The 17,791-nt window shown below is 64.6% G+C and carries 17 protein-coding genes; 3 read left to right on the top strand and 14 right to left on the bottom strand.

From position 1 onward, the window contains the following. Positions 1–238: 238 nt before the first annotated feature. The gene (locus AB0P25_RS09550; protein WP_363806909.1) at positions 239–2,962 is read left to right on the top strand and encodes an AAA family ATPase; all 2,724 of its coding nucleotides are present in this window, start codon (positions 239–241) and stop codon (positions 2,960–2,962) included. A gap of 7 nt (positions 2,963–2,969) precedes the next feature. Here AB0P25_RS09550 and AB0P25_RS09545 read toward each other — a convergent pair whose 3' ends face one another. Then, positions 2,970–3,371, bottom strand: coding sequence for a hypothetical protein (locus AB0P25_RS09545; RefSeq protein ID WP_363806907.1), 402 nt, complete (start codon positions 3,369–3,371; stop codon positions 2,970–2,972). 297 nt (positions 3,372–3,668) lie between these two features. On the opposite strand from AB0P25_RS09545, the gene AB0P25_RS09540 reads away from it, so the two are divergent. Further along, positions 3,669–4,715: a YaaC family protein gene (locus AB0P25_RS09540; protein ID WP_363806905.1), complete on the top strand. Its 1,047-nt coding sequence runs from the start codon at positions 3,669–3,671 to the stop codon at positions 4,713–4,715. A gap of 77 nt (positions 4,716–4,792) precedes the next feature. Here the strand turns inward: AB0P25_RS09540 and AB0P25_RS09535 are convergent, their stop codons facing one another. Then, positions 4,793–5,590, bottom strand: a complete 798-nt coding sequence (locus AB0P25_RS09535; protein ID WP_363806903.1) for a TIGR02391 family protein — start codon at positions 5,588–5,590, stop codon at positions 4,793–4,795. A gap of 301 nt (positions 5,591–5,891) precedes the next feature. On the opposite strand from AB0P25_RS09535, the gene AB0P25_RS09530 reads away from it, so the two are divergent. Further along, positions 5,892–6,812, top strand: coding sequence for a hypothetical protein (locus AB0P25_RS09530; protein WP_363806901.1), 921 nt, complete (start codon positions 5,892–5,894; stop codon positions 6,810–6,812). A gap of 271 nt (positions 6,813–7,083) precedes the next feature. Here AB0P25_RS09530 and AB0P25_RS09525 read toward each other — a convergent pair whose 3' ends face one another. The 12 genes from AB0P25_RS09525 to AB0P25_RS09470 all read right to left on the bottom strand — a co-directional run bounded on the left by AB0P25_RS09525 (position 7,084) and on the right by AB0P25_RS09470 (position 17,394). After that, positions 7,084–7,524 carry a single-stranded DNA-binding protein gene (locus tag AB0P25_RS09525; RefSeq protein WP_363806898.1) on the bottom strand — a complete coding sequence of 147 codons (441 nt, stop codon included), beginning with the start codon at positions 7,522–7,524 and terminating at the stop codon, positions 7,084–7,086. 105 nt (positions 7,525–7,629) lie between these two features. After that, positions 7,630–8,100, bottom strand: coding sequence for a hypothetical protein (locus tag AB0P25_RS09520; RefSeq protein WP_363806897.1), 471 nt, complete (start codon positions 8,098–8,100; stop codon positions 7,630–7,632). Continuing rightward, positions 8,097–8,501, bottom strand: a complete 405-nt coding sequence (locus AB0P25_RS09515; protein ID WP_363806896.1) for a hypothetical protein — start codon at positions 8,499–8,501, stop codon at positions 8,097–8,099. Before AB0P25_RS09515 ends, AB0P25_RS09520 begins: the two co-directional genes overlap by 4 nt. Further along, a complete protein-coding gene (locus AB0P25_RS09510; protein ID WP_363806895.1) occupies positions 8,501–10,306 on the bottom strand; it encodes a TraM recognition domain-containing protein in 1,806 nt (601 codons plus the stop codon). Before AB0P25_RS09510 ends, AB0P25_RS09515 begins: the two co-directional genes overlap by 1 nt. Further along, positions 10,303–11,751, bottom strand: coding sequence for a hypothetical protein (locus tag AB0P25_RS09505; RefSeq protein WP_363806894.1), 1,449 nt, complete (start codon positions 11,749–11,751; stop codon positions 10,303–10,305). The genes AB0P25_RS09510 and AB0P25_RS09505 overlap by 4 nt, the downstream gene beginning before the upstream one ends. Positions 11,752–11,756: 5 nt before the next feature. Next, positions 11,757–13,292 carry an SCO6880 family protein gene (locus tag AB0P25_RS09500; RefSeq protein WP_363806893.1) on the bottom strand — a complete coding sequence of 512 codons (1,536 nt, stop codon included), beginning with the start codon at positions 13,290–13,292 and terminating at the stop codon, positions 11,757–11,759. A gap of 3 nt (positions 13,293–13,295) precedes the next feature. After that, entirely contained in the window at positions 13,296–14,333 is a 1,038-nt protein-coding gene (locus tag AB0P25_RS09495) for a hypothetical protein (RefSeq protein ID WP_363806892.1), read from the bottom strand. A 5-nt stretch (positions 14,334–14,338) separates the two neighbouring features. After that, positions 14,339–14,662 (bottom strand): hypothetical protein, encoded by a 324-nt coding sequence (locus AB0P25_RS09490; protein ID WP_363806891.1) that lies wholly within the window; start codon positions 14,660–14,662, stop codon positions 14,339–14,341. After that, on the bottom strand, positions 14,659–14,814 hold the full coding sequence (locus tag AB0P25_RS09485; RefSeq protein WP_363806890.1) for a hypothetical protein: 156 nt from the start codon (positions 14,812–14,814) through the stop codon (positions 14,659–14,661). Before AB0P25_RS09485 ends, AB0P25_RS09490 begins: the two co-directional genes overlap by 4 nt. A 4-nt stretch (positions 14,815–14,818) precedes the next feature. Further along, positions 14,819–15,472 (bottom strand): hypothetical protein, encoded by a 654-nt coding sequence (locus AB0P25_RS09480; RefSeq protein ID WP_363806888.1) that lies wholly within the window; start codon positions 15,470–15,472, stop codon positions 14,819–14,821. A 78-nt stretch (positions 15,473–15,550) separates the two neighbouring features. Continuing rightward, positions 15,551–16,585 carry a hypothetical protein gene (locus tag AB0P25_RS09475; RefSeq protein WP_363806887.1) on the bottom strand — a complete coding sequence of 345 codons (1,035 nt, stop codon included), beginning with the start codon at positions 16,583–16,585 and terminating at the stop codon, positions 15,551–15,553. Between the two features lie 65 nt (positions 16,586–16,650). Next, positions 16,651–17,394, bottom strand: coding sequence for a hypothetical protein (locus AB0P25_RS09470; RefSeq protein ID WP_363806886.1), 744 nt, complete (start codon positions 17,392–17,394; stop codon positions 16,651–16,653). Positions 17,395–17,791 lie beyond the last annotated feature (397 nt).

The raw sequence follows: 17,791 nt of genomic DNA, 5'->3' as shown, positions 1-17,791 counted from the left end.
TGGCCACATGCCGACGATTGGGGATCTCGAGAAATCGCATGCGTGAGGTAACAGCAAGGACGAAAAACGGAATAGAAAGTCCCACACCAGCAAGAGCAAGAGTACGGACACAGCGCGCGAAGAGCAGAGAGTAGACCAGGGCTTAAGACGAAATGCACGTAGGCACTCTTCGAGATGTGCGCGCCAAGTGCGTGCCGGATGGAGCGCGTAACCGGAAGTTCTAAGTGTGAGAGGTGGAGTGGCGCGCTGGAAGCGCGGGCAGGCTGCGCAGGGGGTCAAGCAGGCTGTGCACTACGCATTCGGCGGCGTCTGCGACGCAACCCTTACGGCTAAGACCGCTGACGGCGCATTGGCCGCAGCCGGCTATGCGGATGCGGTGATGACCCGATACATCGTCGAGAACGGTGCCATCCGTGACGACCTTCTCACCCGGTCGCAGTTGAAGGATTGGGTCGACGGTGTGGACCCACTCACAGGTGAGCGACGGGGCCGGGATTTGGAGTCTCCGGTCGCTGATCTGATTCTGGATGCGACGATCAACGCGCCGAAGTCGTTCTCGATCGCGGCGATGCTCGACCCCGAGTTGGCGGCTGCGTACGAGGATCTGCAGGACCGGTTGCGGGATCGGATAATCAAGCTCTGGCAGAGCCAGCTCAACGCCCGCCGCGGCAAACAAGGCTGTATTCGCGAGGATCTCGCTCGCGTCGAGGTCGTGGAGCTGCAGCATGAACGGTCACGCTCGCTGGACCCGCACAAGCACCGCCACCTGTGGCTGAACGTCAAGGTGCAGGGCGTGGACGGAAAATGGTCGAACGTCGACACCCGTGTCGCGCTGCGGTTCCAAAACGTCCTAAACGCGGAGGGGGACCTCGCCTCAAGGACCGATCCAGTGTGGATCGCCGCGCTAGCGGCGAAGGGCTTCACCCTGAACTCGGATGGAGAGATCGCGCAGCTGCTACATCTGGTGCGGCCTCTGTCGAAACGGGCGGCACAGATCGAGGCGAACAAATCCGCTCACCTCCGCGCATGGAGGGAGCAGCACCCAGGTGAGGAGCCGTCCTCCACTGTGCTGGCTCAAATTGACCACTGGGCATGGGCAGCGGGTAGGCCAAACAAGCCCGGGCTGGTGGACGAGGACGACTGGGCATCCGTTGTGATGGGCGAGCTTCTTAGTGAAGACCCCGATCTCCGCCGCTCCCGACCAGCGGTCACACCACGAGCGCTGGCCCCACAGGACCTCGACATGAATCTCCTCGCGGCGAAAGCGATCGTAGATGCCGATGCTCGGTCGACTGGCACCGGCGGGCGGTTCAGCGACATGGATGTACGAGCCGGGGCGATCCGATCGATCTCTGCATCCGGTGTTAGCGCAGATCGAACGGAGCTGGCCGCTCTGATTGCCGAGGTGTGCTCTCTCGCGATCCGCACTCACACCGTTACCCTTCTCTCGGAGCCAGATATCCCTGCGCACATCAAGCGGCGTATGGCCACTGCGACCGCGACCCTAAAGGCCACCGTCGCCCAGCGGACTGAGGCGCTCGCTGTCGCGGGCGAGGTGCTGTCGATGGATGAGACCACCGCGATTGCGAGGGCGATCGAACCGGACCGCATTCTGGATGAGGATCAGGTGAAGGGTGCGTCGTCCATCGCCGGGACAGACCGAGTCGTCGCCATCGCCGGAGCAGCCGGCACGGGAAAGACCACCATGCTCAAGGTCGCCGGCGCCGCTCTGCGTCGGCAAGGCCGCAACATGCTCATCGTGGCGCCAACGAAGAAGGCTTCCGCCGTAGCTGGTCGCGAAACCAACAGCGCGTCGTCGTCCCTTCATCAGCTTCTACACGATTACGGATGGCGATGGCAAAGCAGCCGGGCTGGTGCCACCGAGTGGTTCTGCCTAAGGGTCGGTGATGCCGACCCGATCACAGGAGTCGAGTACTCCGGACCGCGAATTCGTATTCGCCCGGGCGATCGCATCGTGGTGGACGAGGCCGGCATGCTCGACCTCGAGGCGGCAAACGCATTGCTTGACGTTGTTCACCGAACCGGTGCATCGGTTGCGGTCGTCGGAGATCAACAGCAAGCTCTGCCAATCGGACATTCTGGCGCGATGGCTCTCTTCTGGCGTCGCGCTACTCGTCAGATCGAGCTCGTTGCGATCCATCGATTCGAGGATCACATGTGGGGGGATCTGAGCCTGAAGCTACGCAAGCCCCGAGGTGCGGAGGACGCGGCGAAGGTTGCTGAGGAATTGATCACCACCGGCCACGTCGTCCTTGCCAACAATGACCTGGAAGCCCGGGACGCCCTGGTTCACGCATGGTTCGAAGCAACTGGCAAACGTCAATCCATCGCCCTCGTCACAGCCACCCACGCGGAAGCACAAGCCGTCAGTGAGGACATTCAAGCTCGACGAGTGGCGACCGGAGCGGTTGATACGCGCGGGTGCGTGACTGGCATGGAGGGGCAGCCGATCTTCGTTGGCGACGTCGTGCAGACTCGCCGCAATAACGCAAAGATCGACGTCCAAAACCGTCAGAACTGGATAGTTAGACAGGTCGCAGGTGATCACGTGCTGCTCGCCTCTGCGAACGACTCGACGGACTTACGGAAAATCACGCATGCGTACGCCGGATCCCATCTTCACTTGGCCTACGCCACAACGGTTTACGGCGTGCAGGGCGAGACAACGGACGTGTCCGTAGTAGGTCCAGGAGTCGACGCCGCTGGCCTCTACGTCGGGATGACGCGTGGAAAGACGGACAACCGCGCTATCGTGCTTGCTCCAACGAGAGCGCGCGCAACAGAGCAGCTCGTGGAAACCATGCAGCGGCAGGCAGTCGAGGAAACTATCGACAAGTCTCGCACTGCTGCGAGGGAAGAGCTCAACCGCGCAGCGCGTGGCGACACTGGACCGAACCAGCCATCCATCTCCAAGCTCGCATCTGGCCCGGCCCCGTCATAACGCCGCGCTACGCGAAAGCGAGGCCGAGCGAGCGCACGGATCGGCCCAGCGGGTTTGCGCCGTCGAGATCAGCACCGTACGGATCGAACCGAAGTAGAGCAACACCTAGCGCTTCCGCAGTGTCCTGCGCATCGGGAAACACTCCTCCAGGCACGAAGACCAGGCCACGACGTCCATCGTTCTCGCAGAGTCGCGCTGCGCGCTCCACAAATGCTGCGTCTAGGTTTTGCTGTCGATTGTCCACCCAGGCCAGGTAGTGGCGGCTGTACAAATCACAGATCTGGCGGGCGTCCCCTGAGGCCACAACGGAATCAGCCGCGCCCAGATAGACCATCCACTGACGACACAGCTCGACCGCTTCGACGTCCGAGACTCCCAACGGCCTGGGAGCCGGAGTTTGCACACTCACGACTACAGTTTGCCCGAGACCGCCGTCTTTCGGAACGGTAGGTAGCTCATGGGTTGCGGACCTGGGGAGTAGCCGAAGTACACGGGATAGCGAACCGCCACGACGCCCTCGCGAATTGATAGCCAGCCACTACTATCTGCGGCGTTGCACGGGGGCTCGTTCGGTCTTTGACCCCTCGACGGCCTGAGGCTCTGGGAGCCTAGAGACTGAGCTAATCCTGTGGACGCGGATCTCGGCGAAACACCCCTCAATACTGCTCTTGTGGCACTCTTGGCGAGAATGTTCGAGGAGGCACGAATGGCGACATGGTTCGAGCTTGGCACTGATGCTCCGGCCGCCTCGTGGCGCCGGATCCGCTCTTTGCGCGCCGATCCTCCGTTGGGCCTCCAAGACCTCCTCACCGGCGAGCGCAAGCGCGTCTTTCAGGTGGCACTCGAGCAATCACAGCAGCAGTTCACCGCTGCCTCGGCCATCGGGTACGAGAGCCGACCCCTAAATCTCTTCTACGGCCTGTCTCAGGCAGGCAGGGCCATAGCCGCAGCGAGCCATCGTCTCGGCGACATCGAGGGGGCTGTAGATCCGCACTGGATCTGCAGCGGACACGGGTTGAGGTACGCAGGCGATCTTTCAAGCGTCGACTTCCTGGACTCGCTTGTGACAGTAACGCCAACCCAGCGCGACTCGTTTTCGCGAATTTCGATCGCGCTCGACTCTCCCACGGACCTGAACCGGGTGTCACTTGGCGAGGTGATGAGCCAGATTCTCGAACTTCGAATCAATTACGGACGCGCCCTCGTTTCCGCGCCTGTGCTCACGCCGAATGGTATCTACGGGACACCGAGCCCGAACATCGACTACGAGCGGTTCGAACTTTTAGTCCCCACCTTCACACCGGATTGGCCCGTCGAGCAGGTCCACGAATTCTTGAACCAATACCCCGCGCTTCGTGGTCTAGATGTGGCTCGCCGCGACGATGGTGGACCGCTCGAATCACACAACATTGGGCACGTCTTCGTGCTGGTCCCGCCAACTGCGCTCGAGGAGCAGGCAAACGGTAACAGGCATCTCTTGCAATCGCGTACGTATCGTCACCATAGAGTGATCCTGCCGTCTCTGGGTGATTCTCAATCCGACATCCACCCGCTCGCATCTTGGTGGCTCTTGCTCTTTGCGCTGTCGATGCTGGCGCGTTACAACCCGAGTGACTGGACGCGCCTACTTGATCTTTCTAGCTCGAAAATCGCGGCAATGATCGAGTACACGCTCGACGCAGCATTGGCCGCTGTTCCGGAACTGATAGCGGAGTCCTTGTTGGCGCTTGGCGGTGTCAGTGGGTTGGCCTAGTTATCGGCGATCGTTCTAGCGCTCCTGCCGCCAATGGCTGACTGTGGCCAGCGCTGCGAGTGAGGCAATCGCAACTCTTAGTTGTCGGAACGAGACCTCTTCTCGCGGTCAATGATCCGAAGCAGTTCGTCGGCGAAGTGGAGAATATTGGCGGCATCTGCCGGGTCGTCGTACTCCACCGCGCGGTGACCAGCTGGGTTCCGGAACGCGGCGAAGGCACCCTGAAACAGAAGAAGAAAGCCCGTCTGCTCGTCCGGAGTCTCGCCTGCGATTCTGAGTGGGCCACCCGGTTTTAGCGCTTCCTGGGCAAGCGCCTTGCCGGTCAGGCCGGCTGGAAGGCCGGAGGCGGTTCGGAGCGAAATCTCGACTTCCTTCATCGCGATCAGAACAGCCGCCGCGTACTCGCCGCGCTCGAAGTTCATCCGGGCGGCGCCCTGCAGCCGCGGATGTAGGTCAACGTGGAGCCGGCGCGTGGCGTCGACATGAGCTGTCGACCCGAGGACATTCGCCTCTCGGCCTGCTTGAGTCGGTATCCACTCGTCGCCGCTGCCCGATTGGGCGGAGGAAGGACCGATGAGGCTGTTAGAGATAAGCCAACCCAGGCCGTCGGCGATGGTGGCTACGATCACTTCGATCATCCCGGACAGATCCCGCGTGACACTCCCGTGTCTGCGCGGGATCGCCGTCAACAAACTTGCCTCTGCGTGGGCCCGGATGTTCGGCGCCGACCAACTTCGGCCGGAAACGACCATTCCACGGAGTAGGCGCATGCCGAGCTCCGAAGGGCTCAACTGGAGCATCTCCCCCACCGTGATCGGTGCGCCGGCCATGTTCACTGTCACGGATAGGTCGGTGGCATCGATGTTGGGGGTCATGATGCCATCCTTTCAGCACTGCACCCGCCACGCGCCTGGGTGGGCGCCTGCCTAGCCTCCTGGACAGAAACGGCGGGCGACCCGGGATCGAGTCAGCCTTGGCCAACGCACCAAACCAGAGCATGCGTCAGCTAGAGGCGCCTATGGAGGCGGACTTGGCAGCTGACCTACTCATCGATGCCCGCGGCATGGCGTTGTCGACGAGCCTTGGCCCTTTTCATACGATCGGCCCGTGACCTTCCGGATAGATTCCTCTCGCGCACTTCGCACTCACGATCAGCTAGTCGGTCTCGTCCGCGCCGTGCTCGCAGCTTCCCAGGATGATGAATCGCGGGCCGTGGAATGGAAGCTCGGCTACGAGGATCTGACGAGCGTGGAGGCGTCATTTGCACTTTCCCGGGCGATCCTCGGCATGGCTAACCGCTCAGTGCCCGTCGCTGCCACCGCCTTCGAGGGTGCCGGCTACGTGGTCGTCGGAGCTGAGCCCGGCACACTCCGCGGGCAGACGGTGCCTGACAGCGCCGAGCTCGTCAACGCTCTACGCCGGTTCACTGGCCACGGGTGGCCCCTCTGGGACGGACGCACCGTCGACGTCGACGGCACCGCTGTCCTGGTCGTCACCGTGGAGCCTCCGCGCGACGGCGACCGGATTGCACTGCTGCAGAAGAGCTACCAACCGCCAAAGGGACCAATGGTCGTGGAGGGCACCGTATTCGTGCGACAGCCCGGGTCGACCGAACGTGCGTCAAAGGCTGAGCTTGAGATGCTGCAGGACCGGCTCGTAGCGGGATTTTCTGGTCGAGAGGCCGAGCTGAGAGCGGACCGAAATGAGAAGGTTCGACAGCTCGTAGCGGCAGCCGTCGGCGCCGCGCACCGATGGGCGGACACGTGGCAGATCATCGTCATCTCGACGATGAAGGGTCGGTGGGAGCAGCGCGACTGGATCGAGTGGTTTGAGACGGATTCGGGCAAGCAAATGGTCGAGGATGCCCAAACCATCAAACACTCGGCGCGCGAACTGCGGCTGCTCGTGACCGACCGCCATTTTCAGAACGTGTTAGCGATAGCCCTCGACGAGTTCACGAGTCCAGAAGGGTTCGACGGTGTCCATCGGGATCCGAGCGACGACAAATCGCGGGTCGCCGCCTACGCGCACATTCGCGCAATCAAGGATGCCTGGACCGCCGTTGAGGAGGCTGCGATAGAGGTCCTCGCGGCGTGAACCGCGCCGTGATCTCGGCCTAACATATCGCTAGTCGCTCCGGACGAAACTGCGCTCGGGTGAGCACGGTGACACTCCGGTATCCCAGTCCGACGAAATATCGCTAAGTAAAGTGCCTCAGCTCGACGGGGAATCTCCGATAAGCGACTAGCGATGGACTGGACCTTGGAGTCGGCTCCCCCCGGTGCTCGCAGCGCATTCCGGCCGCGTCCCCGTGAGTGTTTCGAGGGAACACAAAGGGGCTGGCCTTCGCCAGCCCCTTTGCTCGTGCTCAAGCAAGCGATGCCGTCTGCTGCGCCACTCTAGTCGAGACGGGCCCGGTCGCGGACGCGCCCGGGCCGTCAGCTTTTGGGGCGCGGCGGGAGACTTCTGCAGTGGTGTAGCGGAGGGAGGGTCCGACGCTATCGGCCACGACTTCGGTGGCGGCTCGGGGCTCGCCGGTTGCTTGGTCGGTCCAGTGGCGGAACTCGAGGTTGCCGTTGACGATGACGGTGTCGCCTTTGGCGAGGCTGGCGCGGACGTTCTCGGCGGTGCGGCCGAAGACGGTGGTGCGGTGGTACTGAGTGTCGCCGTCGACCCATTTGCCATCGACCTGCTTGCGGTCGGTGACAGCGACGGTGAACTTGGCGAACTTCGTGCCGTTCTGGGATTCGCCGTAGTCGGGGTCGGCGACGAGGTTGCCTTCGATGCTGATGGGTACTCGTGTGCTCATCGGTCTCTTCCTTTCAATGTGCGCCCGCTGCTCGGGTCGCTTTCACTTAGAACTTCCGGTTCGAGCTTTATAAAGGCACTCAAATGGCGCGCACGCGGAGCGCGTTCACGGGCCAGCGTGGGCCTGGTCGATCCAGTCGGCCCATTCAGTGGGGACGGCCTCGTCGCCCGTTCGTGGGAGTTCGGTGTGGCCGTTGTGGCATTCGCCGTTGTACCAAGTCGCCAGGCGTGGGATGGCGACGGCGAGGCGTTCGTGCCAGCCGATGGGTCCGTAGCCGGCGTCGAGGCTGTCGTAGGAGACAAGCCAGGCGGTGTGGAGGGCAGAGAGTTCTTCGACGAGGGCGCCGTGTTTGAACCAGCAGGGAGGAATCTTGCGCGTGGCGAGGTTGTAGCGATGGGTGAACCAGATCACCCAGCTGCGCAGGTCGGTCCAGACCTCTGGAGCGTCCGCGTCGGCCAGGGTGCGCCAGTTGATGACGCGGATGCCGAGCATGCCCGGACTCTGCCGAGGAGACTGGTCTTCCCATCGCTCGGCGAGGGAGGCGACGAGGTCGTCGAGTGGGGTGTCGTCGGTCACTGCTGTTCCAGTGACGCTTCGATGTAGTGGGCAATCTTTGCCTGGAGCCGGGCGACGGCTTGCAGCGACGCGGTGCGGCGGGAGACGAACCCGGAGAACACCCGGTCGCGGTCGATGAGCTGGTGGACGTATTCGTGGCAGCGCGGGTGCAGCGCCATCAGGTCCTGATGCTGCTCGTGCGCGGTCCAGCCGTGCGGGGTTTGGGTGACGCCGCGGTAGTCGAGGTGGTGCAGCTCGAGGGAACGCGTGTCGCCGACGCCGAGGCAGAGCGCGCAGCGTGCCTCGCCGCTGCGGGCTTGTTCTTCAGTGAACCACCGGTCGCGGCGAGCGAACCAGGCTCCGGAGTGCAGGTAGGTGGCGCGGTAGCTGTTGTCTCGGGCGGGGCGGCGACGGTTGGACATCAGCTTCCCTCTCCCGCCGATCCTCGGCGATCGAGCGCGGCTTGATACTGCTCTGCGAACACGACCTGCTGGTCGAGCTCGGTGAGCTTTTTCCCGGCGCTCACCTGGTGGGCGTCGTCGCGGTCGGTCCATCCGCGGAGGTCGAGGAGAATACCGCGACGGTTGCGGTAGGCGAGGAGGCCGACGCTTTCAGGCATGCGGCGGATCTCGTCGATCGTCATCACCGGAACCTTCTCGTTCTGCACGTTCGTGGAGGATCCGGTGTCGTTGTACGAGTGCCCGGTGTTCCGGATCCGACGCAGCCCAAGGAGGGACTCGATGTCGCGGAGGTGGTCGACGTCGGACGCCCCGCCGAGCAGGAGCTTCGCGGTTGCGGCGGACCAGATTGTGTCGGCCTCGGATCGTGACCAGGCGGTCTCGGCCTGGGAGAGGGCCTGCAGGACGACGACGGTGGAGATGCCGATGCCGCCGCCATCGGCCATGATCCGCGGCAGCGCTGGCCAGGAGAACATGTTGGCGATCTCGTCCAGTATCAGCGCGAGCGGTAGGTCGAGCCGGGAGCCCGGTGAGGCGAGAGCCTTGCGGCGGGCGGTCTCGACGATGTCGTCGAGGATCGCGCCGAGAAATCCTCCGACGGAGCCTGCGCCGGCGCCGGTGCCGACGAGGTAGAGGCTGTTTGGCCCGGCGAGGAAAGCGTCGAGGTCGAACTGCTCCCCCGGACCGGGCGTCATCGCCTTCCGAATCGCCGGGATAGACAACGGGCGGAGCGCGCCGAAGACGCCGAACCAGGAGTTGGCCAGGAGCTTCTCGTCACCGTTGATGATCGCATCCAGGTCCTCAGACCAGCCCGGCGTGCCCTGGTTGGCGAGCACGCCCACGGCCTCGAGAGCGAGCCGCGGGTTGGATCCCCAGCGGGCGAGAGCGTCAATGCCTCGCCCGGAAACGGCTGCCGCGTGCAGGAGCCGGGAGAGCACGGAGGAGGACACCTGCGCCCATTCTTGGTTGGTCTTGGATACGCCGAGGGCGGTGCCGGCGACGATTGCCTGCCCTCGCTGATCCGCGATGAGCGGGTCCTCGCACCCCGTCACGGGTGAGATCCGCAGTGCTGAGCGGACCCCGGTGAGCTCCTGGGGGTCGAACACGGTCACGTCGCCGACCCGGGCGCGTTCGCGCATGGTGGCTGCGAGGTTGTCGTTGCGGGTGGAGGTGGTGATCAGCGGGCCGTCCCAGTCGAGGATGGCGTTGATGATGAACCGGTACCCCTTGCCCGTCCGGGGCGCGCCCTCGACCACGATCGAGTCCTCGATCGACACGTACACGTCCTGGCCATAGGCGCTGCCGACCTTCCATCCTGCGGCCGACGGCGTCGGGTTGGCCAGCGACGGCCGCAACACTTTGGCGCGGCGCAGAGCGGTGCGGGCGGAGGTGTGCTTGCGGACTTCGCTGGGCTTGGCGAGTCCGTCGCGCCCCCGGAGCTCGTGGATGAAGTGCCGGTCCGATTGGCGGTAGCGAAGCCACCAGACCACGGCCGCTCCGACCGAGCCGAGAAGGAGGAGCACGGCGATGATGTCTAGCACACGGATCAAGGTGACCGGTGCGGTGCATCCCGGCTCCAGCGCGAAGCCAGCCGGGTCACCACTCATCGCAAGCTGCAGGCCGGCGAACACGCTCTCAGGCTGACCACCACCTCCGCAGGTCACGGTGATGGTGGCGATGGCGATACTGGTGGTCAGAGCGCCGGCGACGACGACCGCGAAGAGACTGTAGAGGGCGAGGTGGGTCCAGCGGGAGTGGTCGTTTCTCATGCTCGCTCACCGCCCATGGTGTCGGTGCGGAAGACGCCGAGTTCGTAGTCGGTGCAGATGTTGCGGACCTTCGCGACCCGGTCTTGCCCGATCTGCCACAGCCCTTCGCCCTTGTGGAGCTTTCTAACGAGGTCGGCTTGCGTGTCGTTCCAGCCGAGTATTTCCCGGGACCGGGCGATCTCTCCGGAGTGCTGGGCGTAGGAGATGCGGGTCTCGCAGTCGGCGAGGAGACCGAGCGCTCGGGAGTGGAGGGCGCTGTTGCGGTCGCCGAGCGCATCGAGGTCCGCGACGCGGTGGAGGAGGTACCAGTTGGAGGTGCCGAGGTGGCGGGCGACTTTCTCGTCTTCGACGCGGTCGGCGAGGCCGTCGCCGCCGGAGACGTCGTTGAGGAGTTCGACGGCGGCCTCTTCGTGGATGATGACGCGGGCCTGCCGGTTCGCGCCGAGGCTGGCCCGGCGGATCCAGTTCGCCGTCGCCAACCGGGCCAATGCCTGCGCTTCCGGGGATGCACCCTTCAATGCGGAGGTGTCGACGACCATCATCGGGGCATCGGCGTCGAAGCGCACAGTGGACGGTCCGTCGAAGAATCCGGTGAGGTCACCGGACACCATCCGGCGCAGTGAATGCGCGAGCCGGTGACCTGCGTCCGCGACCTCGACCGGTAGAGCTTCGTTGGGATCGACCAGCCGGTTGTAGACGTGGGTGATGGTGACCGTCGACTGCCCACGAACTGCGTCGAGGGCGACGTCGAGGGCGGTGTGCTCGACCGGTTCCAGGTTTCCGCCTTCGCGGAGCCGACGGATGATCGTCTTCACGGTCGACCGCCGGTACTGGAGGACGTTCTGGTTCCAGTCCTCATCTGAGAAGGAAGCGTCGCGCGGTCCTTCATCCAGGAGATTGATGCGAGCGGCTTTGCCGGGGCCCACGGAGATAAAGGTGCCGCCAACGTAGGCAGCCACGCGCACCCACTCTCCATTCGGGTCGTGCGGGACCGCGATCTTCCTGCCGAGCCGCGCCAGTCGGGACGACCAGGACTTGGCGAGCATGGACTTGCCGGTGCCTTTTACCCCGAGGATCGCCACCGAGTGCGAGCGGACGGCTTCGGCGGAGTAGGCGTCCCAGGGGTCGAAACAGAACGGCGCCCGAGACAGCAGGTTCTCGCCGATGTAAGCGCCGGTGAGGATGTCGCCGGTTTCGGCCAGGAATGGGTACGCGCCGCCGAGCACCTTAGAGCTGCAGCGGTGTGCGGGTGGGGTGGCGCGCAGCGGGCCACGCAGGTTATGCGGCTGCTTCCACCCCCACGCCGGCATCTTCGACGCCGGCAGTTCCGCGGACGGGATCTTCCACGACGAGTTCTTGTCCACGTCGCTGCTCCGGCGATGGCGGTCGTTGGCCCCTGGCTTCTCGTTCGCGGGGATGCGGCCGATGACCGTGTTCGGCTTCATCGGAGTCACTCCCCTTCCAGCGGCACCGGCAGAGCGCCGGTGACAAACCCGGCGGCTTGCTGCCCCGACATGGACGCCAGCACGAGCCGTGCTGGGTGGGAAGCCTGCTCGATGTCCGTCCGCGCCTTCGCTAGTGCGTCTTTCGATTCGGCGGAGATGGTGACAAACCCGCGGTATTGCACGTCCCCGAAGCCGTCGACGAGGTCGTGCTCGCGGACCGCGAGGTCCTCCTCCTCGCGGAGGTGGGTTAGCGGGACCCGGGAGGACAGCTTCATACGGATTGTCGCGGCGGTTTCCATGTCGGACTGGGCCCGGTTCAACTGGGCCAGCGCCTTGTGTGTGGCCACCGGCCGGATCTGAAGGGTGATCACCCGGGTCGCGTCTCCGGCGTAGAGGAGGGGTTCGAGGAACCCGGTGCGGACGTCCGTGCGGGGCCATTCGGCGACCCAGAAGGTCTGGTGCCAGGATTCATCGACGCGCATCGCGTCCCAGCCCTCGTCGATGCCCATCACGGGAGGTGCGGTCTGCGGCTCGAGCGTGGCGTCCTGCTCGCGCCGGGTCGCTGCCGCGACGGGGTCTGCGGAGAGCGCGAGCAGCTTGTCGAGATCGTCGGAGGTCAGCCACCCGGCGGGGGTGAGGCGGGCGTGCTCCATCGAGGTTTCGATGCCGGCCACGCGCTCCTTGAGCACGGCGGCAAGTCCGGTGAGTCCTTTGCCTGCGTCGCGGATCGCCCCGTTGAGGGCACCAGTGTCGAAAGTGAGGGTGACGTAGTTGGTGAATCCCATCGACCGCTTTGAGGCGGCCTGGGTCAGGTCCCAGTACTGCTGTCGAAGTTCGGGGCTCACCTGTGGGGCGTGTTCCCCTTCTCGGGCGATGAGGTAGTCGCGGAGCTCGTTGGAGGAGGCTCGGTCCACTCGAATGCGAATGGTGGTCTCTCGCACTCCCGGCAGGTTCTCCAGTGAGCTGAGCCATTCGACGAAACCGTCGTAGGCCGCTTCCTGTGTGCCTTTGTCACGGAGCGCCCACGCACGGGATCCGACCCGCACAGTGATGGAAGCGAGGCGGCCGTGAGCGTTGTAAATGAACGCGCCAGCGCCTGGGATTTGAACGACCTGTACATCACCCAATGCGCCTGGGAGCAGGAACTTCGAGGTCACGGTCGGAGTGATCGCGGCGGCCTGTGCCTGGCCGAGGTTCAGGGACGCGGTGGCGACTCGTAACCAGACGTCTCGGCGGAACACTGTTTGACCGGCGATGCTGCGGTACACGTATCGGGCGGCCTGGGCGGCAATCACCAGCACCGGCTCGCGCCGGTACGTGGCGAGTGCGAAGAACACGATCAACGAGATCAGCGGAAGCATTACCCAGAACGCGTTCGGGTTGATAAACAGCGTTGCAAGCAGAGCGGCGACGGCGCCGCCGATGACGACAAGCTGGAGGAAGGTAAGGCCGAGGAAAATGCCGCGGCGCTCGCGGGCGGCGAAGCGGACGCGGGGTGCGCCCTCGTCGGTGATGATCTGGTCCGCGGTGAAGGTGGTCATGAGTTATCTCCCAACCTTGATGACGCGCGCCGCGGAGCGAACAGGTGCGGCGGCGGTGTTGGCACGCGAGAACTGGTCGCGCACGGAGAAGCGGTGATGTAGAGCGGTGCCTACCTCCGCGCCCGCAAAGGATACGAGCTTGGTGGCCCAGAGCGGGGAGAACGAGGCGGCGATCACGGCGCTGGCGGCGACGAGGATGACTCCGATGCTGAGGCTGGATTTGGTGAGTTCGACGGCGAGGAGGACGACGCCGGCAGCGAGGGGTTTGGCGATGAGCAGTCCGATGGTGAGGTTCATCCAACGCTGTGCCCAGGCGGTGAGCTTGGGTTGGCCGATCATCATCAGTCCGACGGGGGCCATCGCTGCGAGGGCGAGGAGCCCGAACTCGCGGATGGCCATGGCGATGAACAAGAAGAGCGAGGCGATCATCATCAGCCCGACCACGAGCAGAGCGAGCACGTATTCCCCGACGGCACCGGGTCCTTGCGCGCCCTGAGCGGCGATGGTGAAGACGACGCCTCCTTGGGTGAATTGGGAGTTGTGCATTACCGCGTTGGGCGCTTGCTTCGTGATGTCGAGGATGCCGACGACGCGCAGCAGGCCTTGGCTCAGGCTTCCGCCTTGGACCGTTGAGGTGAGGCTGCTGGTGACGGCGTCGGTGACGCCAGAAGCTTTTTGCATGCCCCAGACGCAGATGGCGGCGAACGGGATGGCCAGGGCGGCGCCGGCGGCGGTGCGGCCGATGCGTGCCCAGTCCTGCAGGATCATCGCGATGCCGATCTGGATGAGGGCGACGATGAGGATGACCGGGGCGGTGACGGCGACCCAGAACAGGAATTGGGAGTGTGCGATCTCCCAACTGCCCTGGTCGATGTTGGTGTTGAAGGAGCCGGCGATCATGGTGGCGATGAAGTCGCCGAGGTTGCGGATGGTGGATCCCATGAATTGGGCGAGGGTTTGGGAGGCCTGGCAGCCGAAGTCGGAGATGAAGCAGCCGTAGGCCGGTGAGAACGGGTCCGGCGGAGCAGCGAGTACCTGCATGGTGATCAGGCCACGTGAAGGGACTGGCCCCAGTTGATCAGTCCGGCGATTCCGGCGGCAACGGCGACACCTGCGACGCAGCTGACAACGCCGACGATGCCCATCTTCTGCACGCGTCCGTTGCTGGAGATGTGTCCGACGACGATGAATCCCGCGGCGATCAGACCGCCGATCACCCCGAGGGTAAGGACGATGGCGAACACGACGTTCGCGATGGATTGGAGGGCGCCGACGCCGGGACCGGAGAAGTCCGGCGACGGGCTATTCACGGTCAGCACGGAGAGCGTGCGGGAGTGCACGATCACGAGTGCTTCGTTGAGGGCGTTCATGATGTGGTTTTCCTTCCAGTGGGTTCTTTTCTCGATTCGGGTTCGTTCGTCTCGGCCATCCGCTTCGCGGTCAGGAGCCCGGATCCGACGATGCCGAGCAAGGTGACTGCGACGAGTCCCAGGACGCCGAGGAGTGTGAGCAGGAGGTTCATGAGGTCACTCACCGCCTGCGTTTGCGGCGTTGGTTGCTGAGGCAGGCAGCGGGACGGTCAGTCTCAGCGGTTGTCCCTCGGAGGGGACGTCCATGGTGAGCAGGAGGCAATCGACTCCTGCTGGCAGATACCAGGCCGCGGCGAAGGAGCGTTCTTTGTCGTTCGGGAGGGTCCAGGTGGACTGGCCGCGGAAGAGCCCGCTCGGCAGCCAGGCAAGCCCGTTGGTCTTGGCGACGCTGGGCCCGTCGGCGGTGTCCAAGACCGTGGGCTCCGGTCGACCATCGAACTGGGTCCCCTTGAGGGTGGTGCCGGTGACGTCCTGAGAGGTCTGGTTGCCTTGCGAGGGCTTCCACTCGCCGGTCATGGTGAACTTCATGAAGATGACCGCTGTGCCAGCGGGAAAGAGTTCCTGCGTCGCATCTGGGAGCGTGCAGCGGCAGCCGTGCTTGGCCTTGAACGTCTCCCCTGGAAAGACCTGTACGTAGACCGTATCGACGATGCCGTCTGCCGCCGGCGTCGCAGCTTCAGCCGGGGTTGGGGTTGGCTTTGTCGGCGCGATGGTGGTGAATGACGGGTTTTTGGCTGGGGCTGTCGTGGCGCAGCTGGTCAGGGCTAGGCATGAGAGGAGCGCCGCGATCGCGATCAGCTTCTTGGTCATTTCACTTCACCTCGGTTTCGTGTGCGCTCTTCACTTAGAACTTCCGGTTCGGGACGGTTTTTGGCGCGCATCTTGGACTCAGGGCACCTGGATGTGTTGGTGGTTGCAGGTGTCGGGGAAGGCGTTGGTGATGTTCAACAGCACGCCCAGGACAACGTGGGCGCGAGCTCGGCAGTCGCTTTGACCGATCGACGAGTCGTGCGGGGCGTAGGGGTCCAGGGTGTGGATCAGCTGGAGCGAGAGGGCGTCCGCTCCGGTCAGCGACTGCCGATTGATCGCGTAGAAGTCGACTGCCTTGCCCTTCCAGTGCGCGGACGCGGTGCCGGCTCCGGGCGTCGACCCGGTGCACCTGCGGTTCAGGTCGCTGATACCGACCTGCTGGAACGCTTGGACGGCCACGACGATCAGTTGGAGGATGTGCGCGTCGATAATGCAGTCGGATGTGGCTGTGCCGTCTGCCATGTTGAGAACCTGCTGCCGATAGCGCGTCTCGAGGAAGTTGAGCTTGTTCGCTTGGATCGCCGCAGCCAGGACCGCTGCCGCTGCACGAGCGTCTGCAGGGACCTGACATGCGGTGGGACTGGCCCCGGTGAGGGCGGTGAGGACCCGTTCGGCGGGCGTCCAGAACGGGGTGTAGTGGTTCGGGTCTGCGTTGATCTGCACCGCGTGCGCGACAAGCGTGGGGGCAGTGGTCTGCCAGTCAGGGACGTGCAGCATCCGCGTGTAGAACGCGGCGGCCGCTGTCGTCGGGTCCATCCGCTGCGCCCGGGTCCCGTAGCTAGGGCCCTGCTGGAAAACACCGATCGTGGTGTTGTCCACCGCATCACCGTGGTCAAGATTGCGGAGTCCGGACTCGCCAATCGCGACCATCAGCGCCAACGTCAGCCCGTGCGGGGGAACACCCATCTGCTGCCCGACGGTGATGATCGTCGCAGCGATCTTCAACTGCTCGGGCCCGTAACCATCGACCGCCTGGCCTGCCTCCAGGGCGGGAGCAGAACCGCCGCACGCTCCTCCGGCGCCGCTGAACCCGTTGGCTCCCATCGCGAGCACCAGGGTGACCGGTACCACGACGAGGGCGACCGGGACGACGAGGACGATGATGACGATCATGATCAGGAGGTTCCGGATCGCCTTCGGATGCCTCACTGCCTGAGCGGCCGCTGCGCCAGCGCTGATCACGCCGCGGCCTCCTGCTCGAGCACGACCCGTGCAATCATCAGCAACCGCTTCGCGGTCGCGATTCGTGCCCGCGCTGAGCCAGGGTGGATGTGCAACGTCTCGGCGATGGTATTTGCGTCGTCGCCGATCATCTCTGCGACCTCCCGGAAGCCACCGATCTCAGGAACGCAGGACACGATCACCGACCCCGTAACGGGTAGTCCGGCGTCTGCGGCCGCGAGGGCGGCGAGCACGGTTCGGGCGGTCTGGCACACCCGGTCATGCACCGAGCGCAGGCCGCGTTTGGACATCTGATGGGTGTCTGCCACACGGTCGACGTCGCCGTTGGCAAGGCTGAGGTCGCTGATGACCTGCCAGTCCGATGGACCCACGAAGTCGGCGACCAGCACCATCCACCGGTGTGCGTCGAACCGACGAATCAGCGCATCCAACGGGTCGACGTCCGTATTGGACTCGACGTCGTCCGGCACATCGTCCATCGCCACGTGCTTCCGCGCGACCTCCCGGAGCACGATATGGCGGGTGATGCCGAACACGAACGCGTGCGGTGAGCCGCGTTCCGGGTCGTACCGAGAGCTTCGGTGCCAGACCGTCTCGCGCGCCAGCTGTAGCACTGCGTCAACTTCGTTCGGCCAACCGCGCAGCTGGAAACGGACATACGGCAGCAGTGTGTCGACTTCGCGGAGCAGCTCGGTCAGTCGAGCATCCGCACGGGTGCGGAGTTGGGTTCCTTCAGCCACGAGATCACTACCTTCCTTGTACGGAGGTGGCTTGTGTGAAGGATCGGGTTCGGGCCTGAGGACCCGTTAGTGCGGTGCGCCGGCGCGCATGGGCGCGCGCCAGCACAGAGTGAGTGAGGACGGTGAGCCGGGATCACGCCGGGGATTCAGGTGGGCGGCGTGCCCGGTTCGAGTGGTGGAGTGGCCAGGGCGACTCTGCGGTTCGGGAGTCTCAGCCACGATGCGTCACCGCCGCCCGGACTCGGTCCGTGAGTCGTCCGTCGCGGTGAAGAGGGTAAGGATCGGCCGCTCCATTTGGTGCCGGACGCTACCCCCATTCGGGGGTTGGCCCGGCGTGCCACGCCGGGGTGGACGGCGGGTTCTACTGACAGCTTTCGCACTGCAGGGCATCCATGGG

The sequence above is a fragment of the Leifsonia sp. NPDC077715 genome, assembly GCF_040686855.1.
Classification (GTDB): Bacteria; Actinomycetota; Actinomycetes; order Actinomycetales; family Microbacteriaceae; genus Leifsonia.
This window is presented reverse-complemented; position numbering and strand designations above follow the sequence as displayed.